Source organism: Rhizobium sp. Root274 (assembly GCF_001429245.1).
Classification (GTDB): Bacteria; Pseudomonadota; Alphaproteobacteria; order Rhizobiales; family Rhizobiaceae; genus Allorhizobium.
Map to the genome: position 1 here is coordinate 1 of NZ_LMJE01000014.1, position 26,321 is coordinate 26,321.

24 protein-coding genes and 1 pseudogene are annotated in these 26,321 nt (G+C 58.9%); 5 read left to right on the forward strand and 20 right to left on the reverse strand.

The window, feature by feature from the left end:
• Positions 1-357 (forward strand): annotated as a pseudogene (locus ASE36_RS22750) (hypothetical protein); the annotation flags it as partial.
• Between the two features lie 481 nt (positions 358-838).
• On the opposite strand, the gene mnhG reads toward ASE36_RS22750, so the two are convergent.
• Genes mnhG through ASE36_RS21980 form a run of 6 tightly spaced genes read right to left on the reverse strand, consistent with a single transcriptional unit; the run spans position 839 to position 6,854 of the window.
• Positions 839-1,219 carry a monovalent cation/H(+) antiporter subunit G gene (gene mnhG, locus ASE36_RS21955; RefSeq protein ID WP_062278232.1) on the reverse strand — a complete coding sequence of 127 codons (381 nt, stop codon included), beginning with the start codon at positions 1,217-1,219 and terminating at the stop codon, positions 839-841.
• Positions 1,216-1,497, reverse strand: a complete 282-nt coding sequence (locus tag ASE36_RS21960) for a K+/H+ antiporter subunit F (RefSeq protein ID WP_062278234.1) — start codon at positions 1,495-1,497, stop codon at positions 1,216-1,218. The genes mnhG and ASE36_RS21960 overlap by 4 nt, the downstream gene beginning before the upstream one ends.
• On the reverse strand, positions 1,494-1,970 hold the full coding sequence (locus ASE36_RS21965) for a Na+/H+ antiporter subunit E (protein ID WP_062278236.1): 477 nt from the start codon (positions 1,968-1,970) through the stop codon (positions 1,494-1,496). The genes ASE36_RS21960 and ASE36_RS21965 overlap by 4 nt, the downstream gene beginning before the upstream one ends.
• Positions 1,967-3,601 carry a monovalent cation/H+ antiporter subunit D gene (locus ASE36_RS21970; RefSeq protein ID WP_062278238.1) on the reverse strand — a complete coding sequence of 545 codons (1,635 nt, stop codon included), beginning with the start codon at positions 3,599-3,601 and terminating at the stop codon, positions 1,967-1,969. Before ASE36_RS21970 ends, ASE36_RS21965 begins: the two co-directional genes overlap by 4 nt.
• Positions 3,601-3,933 (reverse strand): Na+/H+ antiporter subunit C, encoded by a 333-nt coding sequence (locus ASE36_RS21975; RefSeq protein WP_062278240.1) that lies wholly within the window; start codon positions 3,931-3,933, stop codon positions 3,601-3,603. Before ASE36_RS21975 ends, ASE36_RS21970 begins: the two co-directional genes overlap by 1 nt.
• Complete coding sequence (locus tag ASE36_RS21980) at positions 3,933-6,854, reverse strand: monovalent cation/H+ antiporter subunit A (RefSeq protein WP_062278279.1); 2,922 nt, start codon at positions 6,852-6,854, stop codon at positions 3,933-3,935. The genes ASE36_RS21975 and ASE36_RS21980 overlap by 1 nt, the downstream gene beginning before the upstream one ends.
• A 109-nt stretch (positions 6,855-6,963) precedes the next feature.
• Between ASE36_RS21980 and ASE36_RS22430 the strand changes: the two genes are divergently transcribed.
• Positions 6,964-7,224: a helix-turn-helix domain-containing protein gene (locus ASE36_RS22430; RefSeq protein ID WP_082510970.1), complete on the forward strand. Its 261-nt coding sequence runs from the start codon at positions 6,964-6,966 to the stop codon at positions 7,222-7,224.
• Positions 7,225-7,263: 39 nt separating this feature from the next.
• On the opposite strand, the gene secD is transcribed toward ASE36_RS22430, so the two are convergent.
• Complete coding sequence (secD, locus tag ASE36_RS21985) at positions 7,264-9,780, reverse strand: protein translocase subunit SecD (protein ID WP_062278242.1); 2,517 nt, start codon at positions 9,778-9,780, stop codon at positions 7,264-7,266.
• Between the two features lie 789 nt (positions 9,781-10,569).
• Between secD and ASE36_RS21995 the strand changes: the two genes are divergently transcribed.
• Positions 10,570-12,102: a sensor histidine kinase gene (locus ASE36_RS21995; RefSeq protein ID WP_062611418.1), complete on the forward strand. Its 1,533-nt coding sequence runs from the start codon at positions 10,570-10,572 to the stop codon at positions 12,100-12,102.
• 145 nt (positions 12,103-12,247) lie between these two features.
• Here the strand turns inward: ASE36_RS21995 and ASE36_RS22000 are convergent, their stop codons facing one another.
• From ASE36_RS22000 to ASE36_RS22020, 5 genes are all read right to left on the reverse strand, one after another.
• On the reverse strand, positions 12,248-12,553 hold the full coding sequence (locus ASE36_RS22000) for an ArsR/SmtB family transcription factor (RefSeq protein ID WP_062278248.1): 306 nt from the start codon (positions 12,551-12,553) through the stop codon (positions 12,248-12,250).
• 14 nt (positions 12,554-12,567) lie between these two features.
• A complete protein-coding gene (locus ASE36_RS22005) occupies positions 12,568-12,891 on the reverse strand; it encodes an ArsR/SmtB family transcription factor (protein ID WP_082510972.1) in 324 nt (107 codons plus the stop codon).
• Between the two features lie 66 nt (positions 12,892-12,957).
• Positions 12,958-14,865, reverse strand: coding sequence for a diguanylate cyclase (locus tag ASE36_RS22010; protein WP_062278250.1), 1,908 nt, complete (start codon positions 14,863-14,865; stop codon positions 12,958-12,960).
• A 36-nt stretch (positions 14,866-14,901) separates the two neighbouring features.
• A complete protein-coding gene (locus ASE36_RS22015; protein ID WP_062278252.1) occupies positions 14,902-16,752 on the reverse strand; it encodes a HAMP domain-containing methyl-accepting chemotaxis protein in 1,851 nt (616 codons plus the stop codon).
• Positions 16,753-17,350: 598 nt separating this feature from the next.
• On the reverse strand, positions 17,351-17,905 hold the full coding sequence (locus tag ASE36_RS22020; protein WP_062278254.1) for a TetR/AcrR family transcriptional regulator: 555 nt from the start codon (positions 17,903-17,905) through the stop codon (positions 17,351-17,353).
• A 45-nt stretch (positions 17,906-17,950) separates the two neighbouring features.
• Between ASE36_RS22020 and ASE36_RS22025 the strand changes: the two genes are divergently transcribed.
• Positions 17,951-18,478: a dihydrofolate reductase family protein gene (locus tag ASE36_RS22025; protein WP_062278257.1), complete on the forward strand. Its 528-nt coding sequence runs from the start codon at positions 17,951-17,953 to the stop codon at positions 18,476-18,478.
• Between the two features lie 341 nt (positions 18,479-18,819).
• Here the strand turns inward: ASE36_RS22025 and ASE36_RS22030 are convergent, their stop codons facing one another.
• The 8 genes from ASE36_RS22030 to ASE36_RS22065 all read right to left on the reverse strand — a co-directional run bounded on the left by ASE36_RS22030 (position 18,820) and on the right by ASE36_RS22065 (position 25,435).
• Positions 18,820-19,965, reverse strand: a complete 1,146-nt coding sequence (locus ASE36_RS22030; protein ID WP_062278260.1) for an AGE family epimerase/isomerase — start codon at positions 19,963-19,965, stop codon at positions 18,820-18,822.
• Positions 19,966-20,005: 40 nt separating this feature from the next.
• A complete protein-coding gene (locus ASE36_RS22035) occupies positions 20,006-21,361 on the reverse strand; it encodes a glycoside hydrolase family 130 protein (RefSeq protein WP_062278262.1) in 1,356 nt (451 codons plus the stop codon).
• Complete coding sequence (locus ASE36_RS22040; RefSeq protein WP_062278264.1) at positions 21,358-23,637, reverse strand: glycosyltransferase family 4 protein; 2,280 nt, start codon at positions 23,635-23,637, stop codon at positions 21,358-21,360. The genes ASE36_RS22035 and ASE36_RS22040 overlap by 4 nt, the downstream gene beginning before the upstream one ends.
• Positions 23,638-23,738: 101 nt before the next feature.
• The gene (locus ASE36_RS22045; protein WP_062278267.1) at positions 23,739-23,942 is read right to left on the reverse strand and encodes a hypothetical protein; all 204 of its coding nucleotides are present in this window, start codon (positions 23,940-23,942) and stop codon (positions 23,739-23,741) included.
• Between the two features lie 15 nt (positions 23,943-23,957).
• Complete coding sequence (locus ASE36_RS22050) at positions 23,958-24,236, reverse strand: hypothetical protein (RefSeq protein ID WP_062278269.1); 279 nt, start codon at positions 24,234-24,236, stop codon at positions 23,958-23,960.
• Positions 24,237-24,480: 244 nt separating this feature from the next.
• A complete protein-coding gene (locus ASE36_RS22055; RefSeq protein ID WP_082510974.1) occupies positions 24,481-24,747 on the reverse strand; it encodes a hypothetical protein in 267 nt (88 codons plus the stop codon).
• Between the two features lie 155 nt (positions 24,748-24,902).
• On the reverse strand, positions 24,903-25,190 hold the full coding sequence (locus tag ASE36_RS22060) for a DUF1488 family protein (protein WP_062278274.1): 288 nt from the start codon (positions 25,188-25,190) through the stop codon (positions 24,903-24,905).
• Positions 25,187-25,435 carry a hypothetical protein gene (locus ASE36_RS22065; RefSeq protein WP_062278276.1) on the reverse strand — a complete coding sequence of 83 codons (249 nt, stop codon included), beginning with the start codon at positions 25,433-25,435 and terminating at the stop codon, positions 25,187-25,189. The genes ASE36_RS22060 and ASE36_RS22065 overlap by 4 nt, the downstream gene beginning before the upstream one ends.
• Before the next feature lie 442 nt (positions 25,436-25,877).
• Here ASE36_RS22065 and ASE36_RS22070 point away from each other — a divergent pair.
• Positions 25,878-26,321, forward strand: a 444-nt coding sequence (locus ASE36_RS22070) for a hypothetical protein (protein WP_062278278.1), incomplete at its 3' end; no start/stop codon positions are given.

A 26,321-nucleotide genomic window follows, 5' to 3' on the forward strand; every position in this document is an offset into this window, starting at 1 on the left:
GGGCGCGCACCCGATCCGGGCACGCTTTTCGTAAAAACCGTCAAAACGACCAGCATCGATGCAGCGTATAATCAGACAACATTTTACGAGGCTTGGCGGTTGGCGATTCAGCGCTACGGCATATACAATCCGTATACCGGCCGCGGCGCAATTAAGGGTCTGCTACCACATGGCCCCCACAATGTCCGAGACGTGCTCGCCACACACATTCTAAAGCAGACAGGATCCTATGAGCAGGCAAGTTATGCTATCCAGGACACGCCTGACGTCGTGCAGCAACACTATGGGCGCTTTCTGCCGCAGGACAAAGCAGCATTGGCGGCGCGGATCCTCAACCAGGTATGGGAGGCAGCGTAGAGGGGCGGATGCGTCGCTCAGCCGATTNGCGCTTTCTGCCGCAGGACAAAGCAGCATTGGCGGCGCGGATCCTCAACCAGGTATGGGAGGCAGCGTAGAGGGGCGGATGCGTCGCTCAGCCGATTGGAGGCAGATGCACAAAGTATCAACGCCCGTCTCGGACACTGCCTGTTGTCTCCGCCTTGAAGAGATGTGAACCAACGACCCGCCATTCTTTCCGGTGGAAGGCGGTAAATAAATGAGGCAGATCAAGCATCTGGTCTATTATTGGCTGCCCGGAAGAGGGCCGAAAGCGGACGGTCCGTCGTTGGCGAGACGGACGGTGACACAGGACATCGATGAGAAGGGCGCAATAGTCTGAGTTCGGCCGAACAAAACGAAGGCAGCGAATGGATGAGACGAAAAGCTGCGATGGGTAAAGGCTCGCCGCCTCCGAGCTTGACGACTTCAGGTGGAGTTGATTGCCGTTCTGCCCGTATCTTCAAGCTTCGGCATCAGGGATCTCCTTTGGCAAAACCTCCTTCGGAACAGATGGGTCCCCCTCGGAGCGATCACGGTGCAAGGCAGCTCTCGCCAACAGGATCAAAGTGATTGGCGTGGTCAGCGTGACGAAGATGCCGATAAGGATCTCATGCAGCACGGCGCGGGAGCCGACGATCGAGAAATACACGATAGAGGCCAGCATAATTGCGCCGACGCCCCAGCTCGTTCCGAGCGTCGGAGCGTGGATGCGTTCGTAGAAAGTTGGCAGGCGCAAAAGGCCGATCGCACCTAGCAGCGTGAGAATCGAGCCGATCAGCAGCAGGCCAGAGACGAGGATGACGACCCAGATGGGAAGGTCGGCGACAGGCAATGTCGTCATTCGATGACCTCCCCGCGCATCAGAAACTTGGCAAGCGCCACCGTCGAGACGAAGCCGAGAAGGCCGATGACCAAGGCCGCCTCGAAATACACGCTGCGTCCGCTGCCGATCCCGAAGGTCACGAGCAGCAGCATGGCGATAATGTAGGAAGCGTCGAGCGCGACGATGCGGTCCTGGGCGCGCGGGCCGATGAAGATGCGCAGAACCGCAATCATCAGCGCCAATGCCAACAGCACCTTGGCGATCGAGACGGTAGTGTACAGAATGATGACGCTCATTCGACGATCTCCAGAAGCAGGCTTTCGTATCGATCCCTGATGTTGTTCACCCAGGCTTCCTCATCGATCAGGTCGAGCACGTGAATGAGCACTGTCTTGCGGCGACGGTCATAGGCAAGCCAGGCGGAACCCGGGGTGCTGGTCAGGATGACGGCCATAATGGCGAGTGCCGTCGGGTGCTCAATGCGCAGGGGAATGGAGATGAAGCCGGACATGTGCTTCTGGCGCTTGCCGCGCAGAATGAGCGAGGCGACGGCAAAGTTGGACCTAACGATATCGACGAAGACCCGCCAAAAAAGCTTCGGGATCAAATACGACCTTTTGATCAACGGCTTATTGGGCCGGAGCGAGGCCATAGCCCAGCCACCGAAGACCGCAACAACAGATCCGAGGATTAGGTGCCCGACCGTAAAATCGTTGAGCAGCAGCCACATCACGAGGAGCGACAAGCTTAAGAGAGGATGGGGTATCATGGCGCACCTCCTGCATTCTCTGCATCCGACGATGCCACTCCCTCTACGACATAGGCATTGCGGACTGCATCGACATAGGCTGCCGGATTGGAGAGTGTCCTGATGGTGGTGTCCATGTAGGTCATGGCGGGGCCAGCCAGGATGGTGAGAGCAAACGTCAAGGACAGGAGCAGCATCACGGGGATGAGTTCGACAACCAGCACCCGCGGCACGGCACCTTCGATCGAGCCCCAGAATGTGCGGATGCCATTGCGAGTCATGGATATCAGCGCCGCGAGACCGGACAGGATAACGAGCACGATCAATGCCCAGACTGCCGGATCCGGCGTGGTGCCGATCGAGCCGGTCCCCAGCATCGCCGACAGCATGGCGAATTTCGAGATGAAGCCGGAAAGTGGCGGCAGTCCGGCAAGCAGGATGCCACAGGCGGCAAAACAGATGCCGAGGATGGCCATGGTGCCGGGCATGGCGGTTCCCTCCCCGTCTTCGATGTAGGCCTCCTCACCATCGCCATAGGCTTCCATGGTGACGGCCAGGACATTGGCGCCCGCGTCCTGTCCGCGCTCAACGAGTTCGATTAGCATGAAGAAAGCGCTGATCGTCAGGGTGGAGCTGACAAGGTAAAGCAGCGCGCCAGAGGACACCACGCCGTCGTTGATGCCGAGCACCATCAGGAGCGTCCCGGAGGAGACCAGCACCGAGTAACCCGCAAGACGGCCGAGGGCCTGCGATGCGAGCACACCAATCGTCCCGAAGATGAGCGTCGCCATGCCGCCGATGAGAAGGATCTCGGCGCCGAAGCCGGCAGACGGCCCATCCCCGAACAGCAGCATCGTCAGGCGCAGTATGACGTAAATGCCGACCTTGCTGAGGATGGCAAACATGCCGGCCACGGGGGCTGAGGCCGCACTATAGGCAGTGGGCAGCCAGAAGCAGAGCGGCCACATGCCGACCTTGATGAGAAAGGCAACGCCGAGCACTGCCGCACCCGCCTCCATGAGGATCAGCCGATCCGCCTCCATGTCGGGCATGCGCAAGGCAAGGTCTGCCATGTTGAGCGTGCCTGCGGTGCCGTAGATCAGGCTCACGCCGATGAGGAAGAACAGGGCAGCGACCAGATTGACGGCGATGTAGTGAAGGCCGGATTTGACCCGAAGCATCCCGGTGCCGTGGAGCAACAGTCCGTAGGATGCGGCGAGCATGACCTCAAAGAAGACGAAGAGGTTGAAGAGATCACCGGTCAGCAGAGCGCCGTTGACGCCGACGAGAAGCAACTGGAACAGGCTGTGGAAATGCGCCCCGACCGCATGCCATTTGCCAAGAGAGAACACGAGTGCGGCAAGTGCGAGGATCGCGGTTAAGAGCAGCATCATCGCCGACAAACCGTCGATGACGAGCACGATGCCGAAGGGTGCGGCCCAATTGCCGAGCAGATAGACGTTTTCAAAGCTGTTCGGGCCACTTTCCACCATGAACAGGATGATGGCATTCGACAACAGGAGCACGACTGCGGCGAGGCTCACCATGGCCTTTGAAGTGCGGTTGCGTTCGTCGATGAACAACAGAAGGGCTGCCGTCACCATCGGCAGCAGGATCGGCGTGACGATTAGGTGCTGGCTCCAACTGAACATCACTCGTTCCTCCCGTCGACGTGGTCGTTGCCAGTGAGGCCGCGAGCGGCGAGCAATACGACGAGGAAGAGTGCGGTAGTGGCGAAGCCGATGACGATTGCGGTCAGGACCAGCGCCTGAGGCACGGGATCGCTGAGGCTCGTCGAGATCACACCGTCTTCGAGTATAGGCGGCATGTTACTCTTCACGCCGCCGACGCCGAAGATGAACAAATTGACCGCGTAGGATAGAAGCGACAGACCAATGATCACCTGATAGGTGCGCGGCCGCAGGATCAGCCAGACGCCGCAAGTGGTCATCATGCCGATGGCGAGAGAAAGAACGATTTCCATCAGCGTTTCTCCCCCTTGGCTTCGAGTGCCCGCAGGCGATTAATACGGATCGACTGGTGGGCCAGTGCCACGAGAATGAGGACCGTTGCGCCGACGACCAAGGCAAAGACTCCGAGGTCGAAGAGCAATGCCGTTGCCGCCGGGACCTTGCCGATCAGCGGGACCTCCAGATAGCGGAAGTGCGATGTGAGAAAGGGATAGCCGAGAAGCCAAGCACCGACGCCGGTAGCAGCGGCCGTCAGGATGCCGGCGCCCATCCATCGGAGCGGCAGGATACGGATGCGATCTTCAGCCCAACGCGTGCCTCCGGCGAGATACTGCAACAGGAAGGCTATCGAAAGGGTAAGACCTGCCGAGAACCCCCCGCCCGGCATGTCGTGCCCGCGCATAAAGAGGTAGACCGCCATTGTGATGATGACCGGGAACAGCCACTGCATCAGCACTGAGGGCACGAGCAGATAGTCGCGCATCATGTCTCCCGGAGAGCGCTCCGGCTGGTCCGCATCGAAGCGGTTCTGCGTCACCTGCTGCTCGGGCAGCTCCATGCTGTCTTCGGCCGGGCGGAAGCGGCGTAGCAGACCGTAGACCGTCAGGCCCACAATACCGAGAACGGTGATTTCACCGAGCGTATCGAAGGCGCGGAAATCCACGAGGATGACGTTGACGACATTCCGTCCGCCGCCTTCGGCATAGGCATTTTGCAGGAAGTAGTTGGCAATCGCATCCGGCACGGGCATCGTCATAACCGTAAACGCCACCACCGACATGCCGACCCCGCAGAGGATCGCGAGCGTGAGATCGCGGAAACGTCGGAAGCGGCTCTGCAGGGTGATCACCTCACCCCTGTCGGGGCTGCGCTTCGGGAGCCAGCGCAGGCCGAGCAAGATCAGGACCGTGGTGACGATTTCGACCAGGAGCTGCGTGATGGCGAGGTCGGGCGCAGACAGCCAGATGAAGGTCATGCAGACGATCAGACCGACGCCGCCGAGCATGATGAGCGCGGCCAGACGGTGATACTTGGCCGAGACCGCTGCGCCGATTGCCAGAGCCATGCCGATTACCCACAACAGGCCGAAGGAGGGATCAACGGCCGAGAAGCTAATCGGCCGTCGCTCGAAACCCGAGAGGTAAAGCGGCAGGGTTGCGGCGAGGAAGCCGGTAACGACAATCCATCTGAGTTGCGGCTGCAGATTGCGGGTGCCGAGCCGGCTCTCCGCCAGGCGCGCCCAGCGCCAGGAAACGGTGACCAGGACGCGTTCGAACAGACGCTGGCCCTTAAGTCGGCGCAGATAGGGCGGACCATCTTCGCACCGGGACAGGTAGCCCCGTATGGCCATGTAGAGGAGGAAGCCGCCGACAAGAGCCACGAGGCTCATCAGGAGCGGGACATTGAACCCATGCCAGATGCTGAGGCTGTATTCCGGCGTCCGGTCGCCAAGCACACTTTCGACTGCTGTCTGCAGGAACGGCCCGATGGAGATCGCCGGAACGATCCCGACGACGAGGCAGACGACGACGAGGATCTCGATGGGGGCGCGCATCCAGCGCGGCGGCTCATGCGGTGTCTGCTTGGGCAGGTCGACGGGAGGCGGACCGAAAAATACCGTATGGATGAAGCGCAGCGAGTAGACCACGCTGAAGATACCGGCAAGCGTCGCAACATAGGGAAGGATGACGTCGAGCCAGGAGTGGGCATGGGTCTCGACGGCTTCGGCGAAGAACATTTCCTTGGACAGAAAGCCATTCAAAAGGGGCACACCCGCCATGGCAGCGCTCGCGACCATCGCAAGTGTCGCGGTGGCCGGGAAGTAGCGGTAAAGGCCGCTCAGCCGCTGCATGTCTCGCGTGCCCGTCTCATGATCGATGATCCCAGCGGCCATGAAGAGTGATGCCTTGAACGTCGCATGATTGAGCATGTGGAAGATCGCCGCCACCGTCGAGAGCGGGCTGCCAAGGCTCAGAAGCGTGGTAATGAGGCCGAGATGGCTGATGGTGGAATAGGCGAGCAGCCCTTTCAGGTCGCGCTGGAACATCGCGAGGTAAGCGCCGAGCAAAAGTGTCGTGATGCCGGCGAGGCCGACGAGCAGGAACCATTCATAGGTGCCCGAGAGCACGGGCCAAAAACGCACAAGCAGGAATACGCCTGCCTTCACCATGGTGGCGGAATGCAGAAAGGCGGAGACGGGTGTGGGAGCTGCCATCGCGTTCGGCAGCCAGAAATGGAAGGGAAACTGGGCACTCTTCGTCAGCGCGCCGAGCAGGATGAAGACCAGTGTTGGCAGATAAAGCGGATGCTCGCGGATGAGCTGACCGGAGGCGAGGATCTTGTCGAGGTCATAGCTGCCGACGATCTTGCCGAGAAGCAACATACCGATTAGCAGGCAGAACCCGCCGATCCCGGTGATCGTCAGCGCCATACGCGCCCCGTCGCGGGCTGCAGCACTGGTGTGCCAGTAGCTGATCAGCAGGAAGGAGAAGATGCTGGTGAGTTCCCAGAAAACAGACAACAGGATGACGTTGCCGGAGACGATGATGCCAAGCATTGCGCCCATAAAGGCGAGCAGGAACGAGAAAAAGCGCGGGATTGGGTCGTCCTTGCCCATGTAATATCGGGCATAGAGGATGACGAGAAAGCCGATCGACGTGACCAGCATGGCGAAAATCCAGGCGAAACCATCGAGCCGCAGAGAAAAATCCAGTCCGAACTGCGGCAGCCACTCTGCGTTGAACCGCAACACGCCGTTGTGGGTGACGAAGGGATAGGTTGATGCCGAAAGGATCAGGGCCAGTAGCGTAGTGGTGCCTGCGACAAAGACCGGCAGGTCGCGTGAAGTCGTCTTCAGAATGAAGGCCGAGGCGAAGCTCCCCACAAACGGGAGCACAAGGACCAGCAGCAAAAGGATCGAAGCATCGAGCGTTATCCCAAATCCAGTTCCTTTCAATGATGAGACCGAGAACAATGCAACGGACTAGAAATTAAAAAAATTCGACCTAAATGGGCGATATCGCCCAATGTAGGCAAGTTCACGTATGGATCAACCCCAAACAGACCCAGTTTTTTCGCCCGCGTTGTGTCGTGCGGCACGCGGTTATCTCGGTTGGACCCAGGAAGACCTGGCGGCCCATTCACTTGTCTCCCGCAGCACAATCCGCGACTTCGAAGGCCAGCGTCACGGCATGCACCGCTCGACGGAGGCTCAATTGCGGCTCGCTTTCGAGAAAGCCGGCCTGCGTTTCACCAATGCAGATGGTTGCCCCGGCCTTTGCTGCTGTTCATCCGCCACGACGTGAGCCAAGGCGGGCCCTGTTGCCCGGACCCGCCCAGATGGTTCAAGCAGCCTGCTGTTCCGGCAGATTGCCTGCCAGTTGGATCTTCCGTCGCGTCCGCCAATCGCCGAGGAAAAGCAGGATCGGCGCTGCGATGAACACCGACGAAGACGCGGCAATGAAGATGCCGAAAACCATGGGCACCGCAAAGCTCTCCACCGCGCTGCCACCCCAGATCGCCATTGGTAGCATGGCGAGGAAGGCGGTCGCCGAAGTGTAGATGCTTCGCGCGAGTGTTTCGTTGATCGATAAATTGATCAGGTCGCGGAAGGGCATGGTCTTGTAGAGCCGCATGTTCTCACGCATGCGGTCGTAAACCACCACCTTGTCATTGACTGAGTAACCCACCAGCGTGAGCAGGGCTGCGATCGCCGTCAGATTGAAGTCGAGGCCGGTCAAAGCGAAGAAGCCGATCGTCTTCGTAACGTCGAGGATGAGCGTCGCGATCGCTCCGACGGCGAAGGGCCAGTCGAACCGCACCCAGATATAGACGAGCATCGCGAGCGACGCGAGGATGACGGAGGTCAGACCCGCTGTCGCGAGTTCGCCGCTCACCTTCGGCCCGACCACTTCGGTTCGTTCGATCTTGGCCGAGGGATCGATCGTCTGGATCGTCTCGCGAACCTTCGAGACTGCATCGGTCTGCGCCTGCTCGCCGCCTGGCTGACGCTCGAGGCGCAGCATGACGTGATTGCTGTCGCCGAACTCCTGAAGGGCGACTTCCCCGAGGTTCAGGCCTTCCAAACCGGAACGCAGACCTGCCAGGTCTGCAGGACCGGTCGTCGAGAGTTCAAGCTGGATCCCGCCCTTGAAATCGACGCCGTAGTTGAGCCCGGGAGTGATGAACAGGATGATCGACGAGATCGACAGGAAGGCCGAGACGGCGATGCCGAAGAGCCGGACTTTCATGAAGTCGATCTTCGTACCGTCCTTGATCAGCTTGAAGGGCAGGAGCGGCTTGATCGTGATCGTCTTCAGCTTGTAACGGCGGGCGATGGCGACCATAGCGACACGCACGACCGAAACGGCCGTGAACATGGAAATGGCAATGCCGAGGCCCATGGTGACGGCAAAGCCACGCACGGGACCCGAACCGAACCAGAAGAGCAGGACTGTCGCAATGAGGGCCGTGACATTGCTATCGATGATCGTGGAATAGGCCTTGGCGAAGCCATGGTCGATGGCGGCGAAAGCCCCCCGTCCCTTTCCGACTTCCTCCCGGATGCGTTCGTTGATCAAAACATTCGCGTCGACCGCCAGACCGATGCCCAGCACGATGCCCGCAATACCGGGCAAGGTCAGCGTTGCCCCGACCAAGGTCAGCCCTGCAAAGGTCAGCACAACATTCAGCGACAAAGCCAGAACCGCAAGCAGGCCCCAGGTGCCGTAGAGGGCAAGGATAAAGGCGACGACAAGACCGAAGCCCGCCAGTCCAGACACGATGCCCATCTCGATAGCATCACCTCCGAGATCTGCCCCGACGGTGCGTTCTTCAATGACTGTCAGCTTGGCAGGCAGCGCGCCGGCCCTCAGAAGCGCCGACAGGGTGTTGGCCTCATCGACGGAAAACTCCCCGGAAATCTGCCCCGCCCCGCCGGTGATCGGCTCTCTGATCACGGGTGCGCTGAGCACCTTGTCATCGAGCACGATAGCGAAGGGTCGACCGACATTGTCGCGCGTGATCTGGGCAAATCGGGTTGCACCAACGCTATCGAAGCGGAACGAGACGATGGGCTGGCCGCCTTGCTGATCGAATTGCACCCGGGCATCGACCAGACGATCGCCCGCGAGCAGCACGGTTGTCTGGACCGGGTAGCTCCGGCCGCTGTCGTCCTCAAGCGCCTTTACCCCAGGCGCCCCTGGCACCCCAAGCAGATGGAAGCTCATCTTGGCGGTGGTGCCGAGGAGGGCACGCAGGCGTAATGGATCCTGTTCGCCAGGCAGTTGAACGAGAACGCGATCGGCTCCAACCCGCTGGATGGTGGGTTCTGCGACACCAACCTGGTCGACACGCTGCCGGATAACTTCGAGGCTCTGCTCGACAGCATGGCTCATCCGGGCCCTAATGCCCTGTTCTGTGGGTACGATCCGAAGCGTATCCGCGCCCGACGTGGTGACGGCCAGTTCCGGAGCGCCGGCCCCTGCGAGCGTAACGGCGGGGTTGTTGAGAACCGAAAGCGCCTCGGTTGCGGCCGACATTTGTGCGGGATCGGCGAGTACGATCGCAACGGCATCGCCATCACGACGAACGCTGCGTGTCTGAACACGCGCTTCGACCAGGGTGGAGCGGGCCTCTTGGGAGAAGCTCTGCAGCCATTCGTCCACCAAGGCGGGACGATCAACTTCCAATACGAGATGCGACCCGCCGCGCAGGTCGAGACCCAGGGATACACGTTCGTGTGGAAGCCAGGAGGGGAGACGGGACAGGGTGGAATCGGGCAACACGTTCGGCAAAGCGACGAGCAGACCGAGCACGATGACGAGCAGATAGCCCATCACCTTCGTAAGCGAGTTCTTCATTCAAAAATCCAGCATGTTGTGACCGCAGCCATGATGGGCCGTGGCACAAACGGGTCGAGCCATCGAAGCGATGGCGGCGAAACGATCAGGCGGTTTGCTGGATGGATGGCGGTGCGCGCGACCGGTATGGCAGTGGCGCGTGTGGGCGCGGACGGTCTCCGAAAACATGCAGCGTGACATGGCTGTAACGGCAGATCCGCAAGGCTTTGATATCGGGCGCAAGGCAGCCGTCACCGCCTGGGGTCGGCCTGAGCTTCGGTCGCGAGGACTGCTCGGACGAAACCAAAAAGCGCGTCTCACCTCGGGCGCCAGCCGTTGCATGTCCTGCATCGGACCGCGATACGGCAGCATCAGACGAAAGCCCGGCATGGAAGCGACCGAAGACATCGCCGCCGAACAACAGAATCAGCGACGCGAACAGGCTTGTTATGATGGCCGAGAGGTGCGTTCGGTGCCAACCTGGCGACCGAGGCCTCATGTCATTGAGTTCCATGGACGTCCTTTGTCCAGAGCAATCTCATATCCTGGAAAGTTTTTCTAGCCGCGATTCAACTGATGGGCAGAACGCGTATGGCCAACGTCGGCTTCCGAGGAACAGGGATGGCAATTTGGAGGTCTGAAATGGAGGCGCAAAGCGGAATTGAATTCTTTCCTCTTCAACGGCGACAAGGTCGTCGAGCATAGAAAGTCGAGAGTTCACCACATCTGACTTGATAGGCGCCATACGCCGCCCTAACTTGCCTGCCGTCACGCTTGTTCCCCTTACAGAGTAAATGGTGGGTGGTCTGTATGAAACGCTACTTGCCGACCCGAGCGCAGGATCTCGCGACCTTGGTCATTGTCCTCGCCTGGCTTGGCTACGTGGTCTTGGCAGTCGCCTGGGGCCTTCAATCCTATCGCAGCTCTATTCAGGCTGCCGAGGATCGGGTTGCCGCCGCAAGTCTGGTCGTTGCGACCCATGCTGAATGGGTCAATGCATTCGCATCGCAATCGACAAGAAGGATTGCAGCCATCGCAGTCGGTGAAGACGTCCGCGAATGGGACATCGCAGAGGGCGTCGCAAACGCGATTGAGGGACTTCCGTCAAGCGCCAAAGTGTACATCGTCGATGCAGAGGGCAACACTCGGTTCTCGACAGATCCGGATGTTCAGCCTATCAACATAACCGATCGTGCATACTTCAGGGCGCTGAAGGAAGGTGCGCCCGAGTATGTGTCTTCATTGCTCATCAGCAGGCTTAACGGCGAGCAAATCTTCGTGTTCAGTCGAAGGCTGGAGAGAAATGGCGAGTTCGCAGGGACTGTCAACCTGTCCCTGTCCGCCGAGATTATGAAGCCGATTTGGGACGCTGTTAACCTTGGCGGCGATTTCGCCGTCAGCTTTATTCGGGATGACGGCCAGTTGGTCGCTCGCTATCCCAAGCCCGACAGGCCACTCGACATGAGCAACTATGTCCTCTTCACAGATTACCTGAAGCGGGCACCGACGGGGACGTACACAGCCGCGGCCTCGCCGATGGATGGGGTTCAGAGGATTGTCGGCTATCGCAAAGTCGCGACGACTCCGTTCGTCGCGATCGCTGCCGGAGACTTGGGGCTGCTCATGCGGCCATTCTGGAACGGTGTTCTGGTGCTTGCGGTCTTTACAGCGATAGCATGTCTTGGCTCTCTTGCAGCCGCATGGCGAATCCGTTCGCTGGTCAACGCCCAGGAACGTCAAAGCGCTGAACTTGCGGACGCTCTTGAGCAGAACCAGTTCCTGCTCCGCGAAATCCATCACCGGGTCAAAAACAATCTTCAGTCCGTCATGTCACTGGTGCGCTTGCATTTGAAGGGTCAAGAAGGCTCACACGCGTTGACCGACCGCATCAAAGCAATGGTCGAAGTGCATCAACTGATTTACAAACACGACAGCTACATCGCCATTGAGGCCGGTTCGCTGACACGCTCCGTAGTCGAGGGGGTTCTCGCCTCATTTGGTAGCTCCACCAGCCCGACCTATGTCTTCGAACCTGCCCATGTTTCTAACGACCGCGCAACCTCTCTGGCACTACTCGTTAATGAGGTTGTCTCGAACAGCTTGAAGTATGGCTCAGCAAAAGTCGGCCAATCCGAACTCTGGATCTCCCTGACCAGTTCAGATGAGCCGGGTTTCTTTTGGCTGGAAATCAGGGACAACGGCCCAGGCTTCGACAACACGACTGTGCACAAGGGCACCGGTTCCAAGCTGATTGAAGGATCTGTACGCCAGCTAGACGGCACTTATGGTTTCAGCGTCGCGAATGGCTCAGTGTTCAGGGCACACTTAAAACTTCTCGATTAAGCGCGGGCGACTGCACTTTCATGGTGCAGTGACGGGCTTGGGGGGGATCGTCCAGCTTGGGTTGAGCCGCGCCCGCGTTGCTATAAAGTGCGTGTGTTGTGCTTCAATCGTGTGACAGTATGTGACGTGGGCCGGTATCCATCATCTAGATGTCGTCGGTGATCATGCGCTTCAGCGCGGCAATGTTTTCTTCGTCGCGGCGATACAGGATTGTGGAGCCAATTCGACGGGACCTGAGTAGCCCTGCTCGCTGCAAAATAGCCAAATGCTGGGACGCCGCTGATTGTGAGAGACCCTTCATCTCAAAACGACCTGCTGGAACGCCTTCTCGTGCCTCTGCAGCACTCAGGCCAAAGTACTGATCGGGCTGCTTTAGCCATCTCAAGAACTCGAGCCGCCCCGGGTGTGACAACGCCTTCAACGCATCGTGGATGTTGAGCGGTCTCTTCATAGTGCCTGAACCTGTCAGCGGTCCACCAGGCCGATTTCGGCCAGCAAACGCAAGACCAGGTCATCACTGCAGCGATAGAAAATAGACTGCCTATATCTGCGCGATCGAATGATACCGGCTTGGCGCAATCTACCGAGATGCTGGGAAAGAGCAGACTGGCTGATCACTAGATCGGCTGCGAGCTCGTTTACCGACCACTCCCGCTCGATTAGCCGAAGAAGGACACTGAGCCTGATCGGATTAGACAGGCTGGTGAACACGGCCGCTGCTCTATCGACTGCTGCAACATTGTCCAGCCGGGCGGGCTGAGGCTCGAGCACAATGGAAACGACGCTCATGAACTTTAGGCCCCAGCTCTCAAAGATGATCCTATTTAACCATAATGGATTATGGTAAATATTGAATTAAACACGGAGTGATGCTGAAGCGACACGGCCGGTAGGCCTATCATCAGCAGGGGAAATGGAGGAGGCACGCACCTTGTCTCGACCAGCCGCTTTTGCCGCGTACAAGGCCTCGTCACATCGCTTCAGAAGATGCTGGCAGTCCGCGGCTGCATCGTCGGCAGATGCTAACCCGATTGAGATCGTCACCCGACCTCTGGGGCTTCCGACGTGCGGAATTTTCAGCATACGCACCGCCGCGGACAGGCGGACAGCTATATCATGGCTCACCTCTGCGGAAGTACCGGGAATGATGATGGCAAACTCCTCGCCTCCGTAGCGCGCCACGACGTCGACCTGCGTACGGCAGGCGGACTGAAGGACGTTCGCCACTTGTTGAAGGACAGCGTCACCCGCCGGATGGCCGTATGTATCGTTATAGGCTTTGAAATAGTCGACATCGATCATCAACAGTGAAAGATCCGTTGCGCTGTCCCTCGATATTTGAAACGCCCGTGCAAGTTCGCGATCAAATGTTCGGCGGTTATAGAGATCTGTCAGGCCGTCCTTCGTTGCCAGATGCTCCAACTGATGCACGGCGGCCTTCTTCTCACTGATGTCGGAATAAAGCGTGACCCAGCCACCATCGCTTAACGGTCTCGTCGTCTTGGCGACCCAGCGGCCGTCGGTCAGTCTCAGTTCGGATTGAGCCGCCGATTGGCTGCGCTCGACCTCTTCTTCAACCCATGCCATAGGTGCGACATCCACAGGCACAGATATCTGCCCCCGCAGGACCCCTGCGGTCAGGAGTTCAGCGAGGGTTCGCCCGTAGCAGGATAGCTCGTCGACATAGGTGAAGAATTCGAGATACCGGCGGTTCCACATGAGCAAACGCCCGTCGCGATCGAACAACGCCAACCCATCAGCCATCTCAGTCATGGCCGTCTCGAGTAGCGCTTGCGTTGCAATCAACTCGGCCTGGAGGCTCTTCTGCTCGGTTACGTCAGACGTATGGCTAACGATCCCCACCAGCGCCCCGTCAGGGTCCGTGTAGGGCGCCTTGACCGTTCTGAGGTAAACGGTTTGACCGTTGCGCTCAAACTGTTGCTCAAGAACCGACGGGATAGGGTCGGCGATAAACTGCTGCTCTTGGGCCCAGAACAACGCGGCTTCGCCTTGGCGGTAGTAGTCGAAGTCACTCTTGCCAACCATTTCGGCAGGATTGGATGCTCCCATCAGTTTGGCGGTTGCCTGATTGGCCAGTAAGAAACGGCCACGAAGGTCCTTGACGTTGAGGGCATCAGGTAGAGCGTTAACAATCTGCCGGTGCAGAGCATTCGATCTGGCATGTTCGCGGCGATTTTCGTCCAACCTCACGAAAGAGGCGGCAATTGCAGTTCCGGCGAAGTTCATGAGCAACAGAACGAGATGGACATTGTCTCGTATGAGTTCTTCACGAACCTCGCTTGGGACAATCAGGATAAACGAGAACGAGACCCCTGCATTCAGCAGCCCGAAAACGGGGATGTCCGATGCCCTTGAGCCTCGTTTGACTAAGAGATGCCCGATACAGGCGACCCCGAAGGTTATCCAAATGCCAAGAAGCCCCAATGATGCACCCGCACCGCCAATCCACAATCTTGCGGATGAAGCGCAGAATGCGGCTACCGCTGCCCCGACAGGACCAGATACGAGCCCTACGACGGCTAGCGGTACAATTCGTAAGTCAAAACGAAACTCGTCAACCAACTCTCCCGGCATGTGCATCAAAAGCACGGCCGTTAATCCAAATAGGATGCCATTTGCGAACCGACGTGTGAACGACAGTCTGCCCTGCATATGGTCTCTCGACAGCGAGAAGATGGTCAAGGCCAGACTGATGACGCCGAGCTGCGCCAAAAAGTGAATAAGTACCTGCGAGACTTCCATGCATGTTTCAATCTTGAGAATCTTCTAGCACATCACTCATGCTGCGCGAGCGTCCTTGGCTTTAGGGGACAGTTGATCCTCGGATCCGTCTCGGACCCTGGAGCGTCTGTTCAACACGAAGCGGCTGACAAGGGATGTCAGATGCGTAGAGGCAGCAGAGAGGTTATGACTGAGTGCACTCGTCTCCTCAACCATGGCGGCATTCTGCTGAGTCATCTGATCAAGTTCATTCACTGCGATGCTGATTTGCTTCAACCCTGCAGATTGTTCAATGGCTCCGGTCGAAATCGCATCGACGTTCCGATCAATTGACACCACAAATTCGTTGATGCGCGAGAGGGCATGGCCCGTCTCATCAACCAATTTGACGCCCGTATTCACCTGCTGACCCGAATTGGAGACGAGTGTCTTTATTTCCTTTGCGGCAACCGCAGAACGCTGCGCTAGCTCGCGCACCTCTTGGGCGACGACGGCAAACCCCTTACCCGCCTCCCCTGCCCGTGCAGCCTCAACACCCGCATTAAGAGCAAGCAAGTTAGTCTGGAAAGCAATCTCGTCGATCACTCCAATGATCTGGCCGATCTCGGCTGCAGACTGTTCGATAGACTTCATCGCGCTGATGGCATTGAGAACGACGCGGCCGGACTCTTCCGTACAAACCTTCGCGTCGGCGACCAGCTTGCGCGTCTCCTGACTGCGCTCGGAAGCTTGGGCCACCGTTATAGATACTTGCTCAAGCGCTGCTGCAGTCTCTTCGAGGGCGGCCGCCTGCTGTTCGGTGCGCTTGGCGAGATTGTCGGATGCAGATCTCATCCCAAGGCCGTTCTCATGGATCGCCTGCGTCGTTTGAAGCACCTCCACCAGCGTCGACTGAAATGCTGCCAGCGCGTCGTTGAAGTCGCGGCGCAACGGTTCGAAGTCCGGCATGAATGGCTGATCGATTGTGTATCGAATGTTGCACTCAGCAAGTCTGGCAAGGCCGGCGCCTAAGGTTTCGACGACGTATGCAAGGGCATCGGCCTGTTCACCCATTGCGGTCGCATGACGTTTCTGCGCCTCGACCGTTAGTGCAGTCTGCTCTTCCGCCTCCAAACGCAGCCGCTTGCGCTCAAGTGCCGCCTGTCGGAAGACCTCAACGGAAGAAGCCATCTCACCGATCTCGTCTGATCGATCGCTGAACGGCACATCTTTGGTCAGGTCGCCCTTGGCCAAGTGGCTCATATAGCCAGAGATCGTACCGAGTGGCGTGATTGCGCGCCGGCGGAAATACCAGATGCCGCCGATGAACAGGAAGACACTGATCCCACTGCCAACAATAGCCCACTGCTCGAGTTGTGAAGAGGTTGCTCGCGCCCTCGTTTCTTCTGCCACTAGATGGGCGTTGGCCATCTCGACCAGTTGCCTAACCGCTTCGTCGTGAAGCCAGAACTTGTCACCCAGTCCTGCAATGGCGGCTTTTTTCTCGGCGTCGCCCAGGTTTGTGCCTGAGCCAAAAGCGGCATGATAACTGGCCCAGAACGCGTCCCCCTTGACCAAAACGTCGTTCATCAGCTTGGTCTTCAACCCATCTGGCAGTTGCGATTGCTGCCAGTATTGACGACGGACCTGATAGTCCGCCTCCAGGCGCTCTATCTTTTCCGCAGCCAGATCGGCTTTTCCAGGATCAAGCACCGCCTCAGTCGCCAGCATATAGGCTTCGACCACATAGAGCGGAGGCGGCAGGATGTCCGCGACAAGATCCTTGCCATCGATGATCCCGTTATAGACAGGACCGCTCACTTTGAGTTGGGACAGGGTGTAGCTTTGAAGGCCGATGGACGTAGCCAGTCCAACGGTAACGACGGCAGCAAAACTGAGAAGCAGGTGGGCGATTGTGAGCTTGGGCACAGGAGGTCCTCGGACAAGACATACTCCTCTGATTTAAAATCAGCACCTCCTAATTTCCCGTTATCTTGAACAGCGATGCCTGACCGCAAGATTTAGCCTTTCGTCGAATACTCCACTCGCGACGCATACTGCGACCAACTATGGGCAGTGCCCCGTCCATCGCAACTGATCGGATCATACCATCGGGATTTGGCGACAACAATTCTAGACAATAACCTTAGATTGCCTTCCGGCCAGAACACGGCCGGACGCGAGGTCCGATTCCTGTGCCACAGACGTCCCCCCCGGCAATCCAGTTGGATAAGCTAAAGCCCAATTTCGTCCCACAAGAGACCAGTCGAGCTGTAGACGCCACCCGCCAAACGGTAGTCCCTCGCACCTAGTACGCAAACAGGGTTCATTAACTTGATCGACATCACCTCTGATCTGCGAGCGTGATCGGACCGGAAGCTTATGAATCATTAAGCCTCTAAGTGGAATGGTGTACATGAAGGCGCTTCGTCGCCGTCAGTGTTGCCATGTGTGCTTCCGAGGCCTGCCGCTCCGGGTAATTTTCAGATAAACGCTGCTCTCATTGCGTGTCTACCTGTGCCGGCTATCAATGCCGTTTCAGCCAAGCCTCGAGAGCCTGCCGGATCGCTCGATCTGCGGGCACCGTTTGATCGAACGCCCACCAGGTGTGCGCCCCCTGCCAGAGGGCGGCCATCTGCCAGCCCAGAATATTCGCCTCCTCTGGGTCTGAAGACAGCCGTCGCCCCAGTGCTGAGACCAAAGCGCGTCCCCACGCCGCGCCCCTCTTGCGAAGTCTCAGGTTCCGGATGTCTTCTCGAAGCAGAAGAAGCCCATCAGTGGCGTCACGCTCGGCCGTTTCGGAAGACATCAACCGCAGTAGAAGCTTGACTGCTCCCTCAGGCGAGAGTTCCTCCTCGTCGTCTGCAGCTTTCGTCTCGGCATCCAACCGGTCCCACGCCTGCAGGAGGGTCGCCTCGACCATGCGCTCACGGTTGCCGTAGCGTTGCACCAATGTCGCCGCAGACAAGCCCGAAGCCTTCGCCGCGCGCGCAAAGGTCAAACCATCAGGTCCTGTCTTCATCATCAGCTCGAACAAGGTGTCGAGAACCTGTTCATCGGGAATGGTCTTGCGTCTCGCCATAACAATATATAAACATACATTCGGTTATATATCAAGGAGGCGTTGATGGCAAAGATCGTCGGATACATTGCAGCGAGTCTGGATGGTTTCATCGCAGACGAGCATGACAAGCTTGACTGGCTGTTCAAGTACGACGGCATGAATCTGGGCGAGCACGATTACCGCCTCTTCATGAAGGGCATCCGCACGATCGTCATGGGTCGCGGCACCTACGACTTCCTTGCGAATGATCCCGCACCTTGGCCCTACGGCGACCAACGGTCCGTCGTCGTTACGTCCCGTCCCATCGAAAATCCCAAAGGCTCGATTGAGGTCAGAGACAATGTGGATGATCTCATAGCCGAACTTCGAGGATTGGAAGATGGCAATGTCTGGATGTTGGGTGGAGGCATGTTGCAGATGGCGTTCATGGAACGCGGCGCGTTGGATGAAATCGAGATCTACATCATTCCCGAGTTGCTTGGCGGTGGTCGCCATCTTTTTCCGCCGACTGGCTTCAGGTCAACCCCGAAGCTGATCAGCGCAAAGACGCTCGACCAGGGGTGCGTTCGGCTGCATTATCGGTTTTCTTAAGTCAAAGACGTTCCGTCAACAACCAGCGCTGGCGCACACGCGATGTGACGCGGGCGCTGAAGCCATGTCTGCTTTTAGGCAAGCAGGACGAAAGCCACTATGACCGAAATGAAGGCGCAAAGCTGTCGCGCGAACGTGCCCGCTTCAACCCCGGCTTGACGCTCCCGAGCGGAAATAATTGCCACTCTCCCGCCATGTTGACGTCGGCCAAAGCCAGGGCACAAAGATGACGTCCACGGTTGCTTGCGGCAGGAAAACAGAGGAAATCAAAGACTATTTTTCTGAGACACTGAAATCATGTCAGAATGCACACTCCGAGCCAACCTATTTTTTCTTATTTTTCAGTTTCTTAGATAGCCGACGCCAGAGGCAACCGGATCCGCGACGGCCGTCCAAAGGTGATAGAGCGAGCTTGCCGGGATCGTGCGGGCGGTCGGCACCTCGTTGAGGTCGAGACAGTCATGCCAGCAACCGCGTGGCACGCCCGTCATGTAAGCAGCAAGGATTGCAGAGGCGACGTCGTCCGCCTCTGTCCGATATCCCGCAAAGCCAAGTCGCTCGTGGAGCGCCATGAACGCCTTGAGCATCTCCACCTGCGGCCACAGGCGCCGTGACGGGCTGATCGGCTTATCTACGGATACGGTATCGACCAGGAAAAGCGAGCCCGGCGTGCGCCCGATGGCCAGCGCGGTCGAGAACAGATCCAGACATGTCTTGGTGTTGTCGCTGCGCACGAGACTGTCGTGACGAGTCGTCAACCAGACCCACTCGCACATATGGCCTGGCTCCAGCCGATCGGATCCGTATCGGTCGGCAAGCTCCCATTGGGGGCCGAAAAATTCGTGGAGCGGCCCATTCGGTGCGACAAGAAAATGCGATCGCAGCAGTGCAAAGGCCTTACCCTCCAACCTCATATGCTTGGAGGTCCGGGTGTTCTCGCACAAGGCCAGTGTGGCTTCGAGGTAATGCATGTGCGGGTTCTGGCGGCGTGGCAGGGTTCCATCGCTGTCTTCGGCCCACCCGCCAAAGGAATTTTTCAGGGTCCGGTCGACCGCCAAGATCGTCTGGTCGATCTGGTGTCGGTAGACGTCCTTGCCGGTCGCGGTCAGCAGCCAGGAGAGAGCGAGGAGCACGCAGGCATTGTCGTAGAGATCGCGGACCGGATCAGTGATGCGCTCCGTATGACGGTTGAAACTTCTCGCGTAGCCGCCGCGTCTCCCGCCGACCCAGGCAACGCGGTGCAGGTTGACGAAGGCGCGCTCTGCCATGGCGAGCGAACCCCGAAGGGCAACGCCGAGATGGGCCGCGTGGGCGTGAACATAGATCTGGCGAGCGACGGTTCTGGTCCGCACCTCACCTGCCTTCTGAGGCGATCCATCCAGTTCCAGGTATTCAATGAATTGGCCGCAGGGCTCGTCAAAACCCGATTTGGTCCAGGTGGGCAAAATTTCCTCGAGGAAGACGCGTTTCAGTTGCTGGACGCTCATGACTGATCGCCTGAGGGGACGGCCGACCCACTGTCCGCATTCACAAGGCTGCCCCGACGGGATGCATCGTTTCCAGAAGCGTGCTGATCTTGATCGTGGTGAAGTTGGAATAGGTGTCCGAGACGGCATATGGCAGCGCGATCAGATCACCATGCCGCATGGCACCGCAGGAATAGACGACGTTCGGCACATAGCCTTCCCGCTCCGTTGGTTCAGGCTGCAGCAGCGGCTCGACCGTCCGCGACAGGATGATGCTCGGGTCATGCTTGTCGAGCAGCGTCACCCCGATCGCATAGCGCCGCATTGGCCCCACGCCATGGGTGAACAGCAGCCATCCCTCGTCGATTTCAACAGGGGAGCCGCAATTGCCAATCTGGACGAACTGCCAGGCGAATTCCGGCTTCATCAGGAGCCGTCCCTCATCCCATTGATGCAGGTCATCGGAATAGAGCAGAAAGAGGTTTTCGCTGTCCTGCCGGGCGATCATCGCATAGCGGCCATCGATGCGCCGGGGAAAGAGCGCCATGCCCTTGTTGCGGGCGGCGGGTCCCCGCAGCGGCGTCAGGGTGAAGTTCAGGAAGTCCGTCGTTTCCAGAAGCTCCGAGCGGATGGAGGAGCCGCTATAGGCGGTATAGGTCGCGAAGTAGATCGTCTTATCATCGTCGTCGAAGGCGACGAAACGGGCATCTTCGATGCCGTTCGATTGCGCCTCGGTCACTGGAAAGATGACCCGCTCGCTGAGATCGCTTTCGTCCTTGAAACTGATCCCGATGCAGCCGGCGGGCGCCAGTCCGTCGCTTGCATGGATTTCCGGCAGACCTGCCAGCTGCGTCGGCGCATCAATGGTTACGTCCCCCTCCGCGTCGATCACGCCCGAGCGGAAGGTGAGCGAGGAGATGTGCCCCTCTCCCACGGCCCTCAGACTGAGGATCAGCCGACGGCTCCCATCAGCAACGCCGGACTGATCCGGATGCGGCACGATGCTCGGATTGAACAGAGCGGCGGACTCGAACGAATATTCGTTCATGAAATAGGCGCCGACCAATTGTCTTTGCTGCTGACTGAAGCGCTGGTGGTGCTGAAAAGCTTCCTCCATCGCGTCCGCCCGCATTTCGAACTGGCGCAGCAGGTTGCGGTGCCTGCCATCGAAATTGGCGAGGATGTCACGCAGTTGATTGGCCGTGGCCGTCGGGTCCAGGGACAAGACGCGATCGACGATTTCATTCGCTCGCGACTTGTCGCGTGGATTGAGATGTCGAGGTTCAGTCGACGGCTTGAAAGGTCGCACGATGACACGCGTCGGATCGGGCCTCAGATAGAGGACCTGCCGGTTGAGAAGACTGGACTGGAGCAAGACTGATCCTTCGTTACTCTCGACATGTCTGGGACGGTTCATGACAATTGCCTGGCGCCGACCCTTGGCATGACGGGCCGCAGCATCTGATCCGCACGACCGAGCTCCACGCAGGAGATCAGGTAGCAAAGCACGGATTCGGCACCCCGGTTCTCGTTCGGGCGGTCCACATGCAGGCCGTCTCGGCAACTGCCCGTCTCCGGGTCAACGAGGGAAATGCCGTGATCATTGCTGCCCGTGAACCAGTCGAAGGCCCTGTGCGCGGCCTCGATCCAGCCCCTGTCCGAGGTCGCCTCGTAAGCGGCAAGGCACGCGGCCACGGTTGCCGTTGCTTCGACCGGCTGTTGGTCGAACGGCCTGGGCGGTTGACCGACCTCGAAGAAGCCATCGGTTCCGATAGCGCGGAAATGGCCTTTCTCTCCCGTCTGCTGGGTCATCAGCCATTCAAGCGTTGCAACACCTGTCTCGACGAAAGCCGGAACTTTGGTCGACATGCCCGTGAGGATCAAGGATTGGCTCAGGCGGGCATTCTCATAGGACAGTCCCTGCTCGAACCAGCGCCGCCCGCCCTCCGACACACGACGCTCCAGGTCCATCAGATTTTCAGCATGCCGTATGCGCAACATGCGCGCGTGGGGGTCTTGAGGATTGGCGGCGCAATAGTCGTTGAGGCCGAGAAGCGTGAAGGCCCAGGCGCGCGGAGAGCGGAAGTCGAGCGTGACGGTCATCGCCCGGGCAAAGAGGGCACTCGCCCATCGGCGACGTGGCCCATCGGTATCAGACAGGGCGCATGACCCGAGCGCCCAGAGAGTTCGCCCATGACTATCTTCGGAGCCCTCACTTTCAAGCCAACGGCGATGGTAGCTCATGAAGTTTCGGAAGCGGCCGGTGTCGGGGTTCCAGGCGTGTTCGACGAAGGCCGCGAAAGAGGCTGTCATCCTGTCCGCTATGCCCGTTTCGCCGACGGACGAAAGCAGTGAGGACAGAAGCAGGGCCCGCGCATTGTCATCGACGCAATAGCCATGCGACCTGTCCGGCACGGAGAACACTGCATGCTGGATGATGCCCGTGTCGTCGCACATCGCGTGCAGATGGCCGAGCTTCAAGGCCGTCTGCTGCGGCGGGCGCTTGATCCGCAATGAGATGAGATCGCTGACGAGTTTTGGCCGATAGGCAGTGCGAGCCTTCGCCATGCTGTCGAGATAGAGCGAGGCGACATGCGACCAGATCATCGCGCGACCGGCTTCGTAGGCAGCGTTGCGCATCGCCATGCGGGCCTCGTCGTCACCGAGCAAGGTCGCGATTGCCTTGGCCGTCGCCGGCGCGTCTCCAAAGGGAACCAACACGCCGCGGCCGTCGCTCAGGAGATCGCAGGCGTGCCAGTAAGGCGTCGAAACCACGGCACTGCCCATGCCGAAACTGTAGGAGAGCGTTCCCGAGGTCATCTGCGCCTCGTCAAGATAGGGCGTCACATAGACGTCGCACATGGCAATGAAGTCGAGAAGCGTCGGCAGATCGACAAAGCGATTGAGAAACTGCACCGCATGATCGACGCCCAGCCGCTTGGTGCGCTGGCGAAGACTGTCGCGATAGGCCTCGCCCTGCTGGCGCAGAAGGGTCGGATGCGTGGCGCCAAGGACGATGTAGAGAGCATCGGGGCTCTCCTTCAGGATCGCGGGCATGGCATCGATGACCACCTCGATACCCTTGTTGGGGGAGAGCAGACCAAATGTCAGGATGATGGGGCGATCGGCGTAGCCGCGCTCGATCTTGGCAAGATCCGGATCGTGAAAGGGACCGTCGGGTATGCCATGGGCAATGACGTCGATCTTCTGGGGGGCAACGCCATAAATGTCCGTGAGCAGCGTGCGTCCCTTCTCTGCCATGACGACGACACGGCTGGAATGGGCGGCGACCTTCTGCAACACGCGGTGTTGGGACGGGGTCGGTTCGGCGAGGATGGTGTGGCAGGTGGTGACGAGTGGAATGCGCAGGTTTTCCAGTAGCTTGAGGATGAACTCGCCGTCGTCACCGCCGAAGATGCCGAATTCGTGCTGCAGCGAAACCGCATCAAACCGGCCTTCATTCAGAACCCGCGCCGCCGTCACATAGTCTTCGACTTCCTCCTCACGGATCTCGAAGATCACGTCACTGGGATAGGCATAAGTCTGCTTGGCATCCGTGACAGCGACGATGCTCGTCTGGACTGGCTCGACCGCATCGAGCAGCGCCTGGGAGAGATCGCCGGTGAAGGTTGCTATCCCGCATTGGCGGGGAAGAGAATTGCCGATGAAGGCGATCCTTGTCGGTCTGCTCATCTGCGTTTCCTCCAGACATGGTGGCGAGGTCTCGCCAAAAAAGAGCCAGGCACGCACGGCGCGACCGCATGGCGAAGATGCACGTGGCGTCGGCATCGCGATCACGCGGAGCCGACAGGCTCCAGATCCCGCTCCAGGGCAACGCGCCCCTGTTGAAGCTCCGGATTCCAGAGCCGATACTGAGGGCTGTTCCGATAGGGCTGCATCGCGGCCTCGATCGTGTAGGAAACAGCAGCAGCCGGCGAGAGCCCCTTCGTGGTCACGAGACGAACCATTTGGCCGACGCTAAAACGGTGCGAAGGCATGAGTTTTTCCAATCTTCAGTGCGTTGTGTTCAGGCTCTGTTGGCCGGACAGGACCCGGTCCCTGTCGAGAGCGGTTTCCAGGTCCGACGGATCTATTTGGACCAAGCTCTTCTTCTTGCCGGCAACGACTTCGATCATGGTTGCCACACGCCGATAGGCGAGCCAGGAAATCCCGGTGATCTGTTCCTCGTCGTCCTGCACCTGGTAGTCGCCGGGCGGGTGCACACCCTCCAGTCCTGTCAGGGTGAAGGGCGCATCGAAATGCACGGTTCTTGTCTTCGTTCGCGTAAACATGTGAGTCTCCTTCTGGGACCGGTGTCACGGGAGTGCGGTGTAGCGATCAGATCGAGATGCGACCTCTGCGGTCATCAGGCCTGCTTCGGCGGAACAGCGGGCCGCGCTGTAAACGGATGGATACTGCAATCGGGCCGCTTCCCGGCCCCTGTCCTGATCTCGAAGACGTTCGGTCGGCAGGTCGCAGACGCGATCCGTTTCTTGCGAATGTCGGCCAGTATGATCACCTTGTCCGAAGGCTCCATCAGATGCCTCGCTTCTCGAGCGTGACGGCCTGATCGCCACCGCACGGACTTCCACCCTCGCCCTCCCAGCGCGACAGAGCCGCAACGTGACTGAATACGACAGGCTCCCAGACGGCTGCCTGCATATCGCTCATGACCATTCCCTTGCGAAGGCGGTCGATGATCACGACCTCTCTTGCGTAGTTGCCACCTGACTGCGCCCGGAGACCCGCGCTCGAATAGCTGGAGCGATGGAGCAGCGCACGCAGCATCGCCTGGTCAGCCATCTCTCGCTCACCCTCTGGAGAATCGTTCTTCAGCATGGTCGAAGGCCAAGTGCCTGCCCAAGGCGGTCGTCATGGACGATCACTGCAGTGGATTGCTCACGATCGATCATGACGTATTCCTCTTCCGAGTTCGCCAAGCGCTGTGTTTGGCGTCGTCAAGTCGCCAACTGGAGAGACGACCCGAATGCACTGAGATCGAGTTCGATCGTATGTCGTCGCCGAGACTGATAGGCTTGCCTCGCTGTCGTCAGAATGCGGTCCCGAAGGCGATCGAACGCCAGGAGATAGTCACGTTCCTTCCGGCGTCCGGGGGCGCCCTCGCGATCAAACACGGCGACGGGCAAGAGAAACTGAACCTGGTTCAGGCCATCATGCCCGATGAAACGAATGAGACCGCGGGTCTCGTCATAGGCACGGGTCGGATTGGGGAAGGACAGGGTCATAGGCTCGTGACCTGACTGCTACTCTTCAGCCGCGCGAAGACGGCCAGGTCTGCCCAGAGGTTCACGGCGGAAATCAATTCGCCGGATCTGTGGACGCCCTTCTGGTAAAGCGTCATCGCATGACGCGCCGCGCCACGGTCGAGCTCGCAGAGGGGCTCTTCATAGCGAAACCCGGCATGCCGGAGCGCGTTCCTGATGATGCTGATGTCGAAGCTGCCGATAGGCTGATGAAGGTCGGAAGACATGATGTCCTCCTTAATTGGGGCCAGGGTGCGTGCCGCCCAGAAAGTGGCAGCGCCCGTTCAATGGCTGCCACTTCCATGAATATGGGCCTGCTTATCAAAACTTGCAAGGGCCTTGGAAAAACATCTATAGGGCGTGTTTCGGCAATTGGACTGCATTGGATTTAAGTGAAATATGCAAAGGCGCTGCAGATCACGTCCGAACGATAGCCTTCTCGGATCAACATAACTAGCCGCCTGACTCGTCCCCAACATATCCTCAGCCAAAAAGGATAGTCGCCGGCTTTGGCGCATGAAGACGGTCAACGCAGTAGCGGCGAAGATGGGGATCGAACCTTTGTTGCAAGTAAACCGCCCCAATCACCACCATTGCAACCAACCAGCACTTTCAGTTATTGCAGTTAGAGGCCTTGTTCGCTATATTGGCGACTAAGGAGGTATCGTCATGGCCAGCCAGATCGTTCATTTCGCCAGACTGTCAGATCGTGACCAAAAAACAGCAACGCCCTTGCCAAAGCTGGTTGCCGGCGACAGGCTGGAACTCCACGTTCGTGATGCAGGTGGCAAGGAGCGGACGCTTCCGATCCCGCCCTCGGCCGCCGCGGCTGTTGAAGCCCTTCTGGCGCACATGCTGCGCGGAGAGCGCGTGGCCGTGCTGGCCGAGGACCAGGAACTGAGTCCGAGCGAAATTTCAGCCATTCTTGGCATCTCGCGCCCGCTCGTCGTCTTGCGCATGGACCGGGGCGAGTTGCCATTCCGCTACGTCGGCAAACACCGCCGCGCCCTCCTAAAGGACGTGCTCGCGTTGAAGTCGAAGCTCGACAAACGACAAACGGCGATGGAAGCGCTAGCCGAGGACACAGAGGACCTGATCGAGACCTATGGCCTC

Bases quoted from the DNA above. Each gene is read 5' to 3' on its own strand.
- mnhG (WP_062278232.1), bottom strand. From the start codon at position 1,219: ATGACGACATTGCCTGTCGCCGACCTTCCCATCTGGGTCGTCATCCTC.
- ASE36_RS21960 (WP_062278234.1), bottom strand. From the start codon at position 1,497: ATGAGCGTCATCATTCTGTACACTACCGTCTCGATCGCCAAGGTGCTG.
- ASE36_RS21965 (WP_062278236.1), bottom strand. From the start codon at position 1,970: ATGATACCCCATCCTCTCTTAAGCTTGTCGCTCCTCGTGATGTGGCTG.
- ASE36_RS21970 (WP_062278238.1), bottom strand. From the start codon at position 3,601: ATGTTCAGTTGGAGCCAGCACCTAATCGTCACGCCGATCCTGCTGCCG.
- ASE36_RS21975 (WP_062278240.1), bottom strand. From the start codon at position 3,933: ATGGAAATCGTTCTTTCTCTCGCCATCGGCATGATGACCACTTGCGGC.
- ASE36_RS22430 (WP_082510970.1), top strand. From the start codon at position 6,964: ATGGATCAACCCCAAACAGACCCAGTTTTTTCGCCCGCGTTGTGTCGT.
- secD (WP_062278242.1), bottom strand. From the start codon at position 9,780: ATGAAGAACTCGCTTACGAAGGTGATGGGCTATCTGCTCGTCATCGTG.
- ASE36_RS21995 (WP_062611418.1), top strand. From the start codon at position 10,570: ATGAAACGCTACTTGCCGACCCGAGCGCAGGATCTCGCGACCTTGGTC.
- ASE36_RS22000 (WP_062278248.1), bottom strand. From the start codon at position 12,553: ATGAAGAGACCGCTCAACATCCACGATGCGTTGAAGGCGTTGTCACAC.
- ASE36_RS22005 (WP_082510972.1), bottom strand. From the start codon at position 12,891: ATGAGCGTCGTTTCCATTGTGCTCGAGCCTCAGCCCGCCCGGCTGGAC.
- ASE36_RS22010 (WP_062278250.1), bottom strand. From the start codon at position 14,865: ATGGAAGTCTCGCAGGTACTTATTCACTTTTTGGCGCAGCTCGGCGTC.
- ASE36_RS22020 (WP_062278254.1), bottom strand. From the start codon at position 17,905: ATGGCGAGACGCAAGACCATTCCCGATGAACAGGTTCTCGACACCTTG.
- ASE36_RS22025 (WP_062278257.1), top strand. From the start codon at position 17,951: ATGGCAAAGATCGTCGGATACATTGCAGCGAGTCTGGATGGTTTCATC.
- ASE36_RS22030 (WP_062278260.1), bottom strand. From the start codon at position 19,965: ATGAGCGTCCAGCAACTGAAACGCGTCTTCCTCGAGGAAATTTTGCCC.
- ASE36_RS22035 (WP_062278262.1), bottom strand. From the start codon at position 21,361: ATGAACCGTCCCAGACATGTCGAGAGTAACGAAGGATCAGTCTTGCTC.
- ASE36_RS22040 (WP_062278264.1), bottom strand. From the start codon at position 23,637: ATGAGCAGACCGACAAGGATCGCCTTCATCGGCAATTCTCTTCCCCGC.
- ASE36_RS22045 (WP_062278267.1), bottom strand. From the start codon at position 23,942: ATGCCTTCGCACCGTTTTAGCGTCGGCCAAATGGTTCGTCTCGTGACC.
- ASE36_RS22050 (WP_062278269.1), bottom strand. From the start codon at position 24,236: ATGTTTACGCGAACGAAGACAAGAACCGTGCATTTCGATGCGCCCTTC.
- ASE36_RS22055 (WP_082510974.1), bottom strand. From the start codon at position 24,747: ATGGCTGACCAGGCGATGCTGCGTGCGCTGCTCCATCGCTCCAGCTAT.
- ASE36_RS22060 (WP_062278274.1), bottom strand. From the start codon at position 25,190: ATGACCCTGTCCTTCCCCAATCCGACCCGTGCCTATGACGAGACCCGC.
- ASE36_RS22065 (WP_062278276.1), bottom strand. From the start codon at position 25,435: ATGTCTTCCGACCTTCATCAGCCTATCGGCAGCTTCGACATCAGCATC.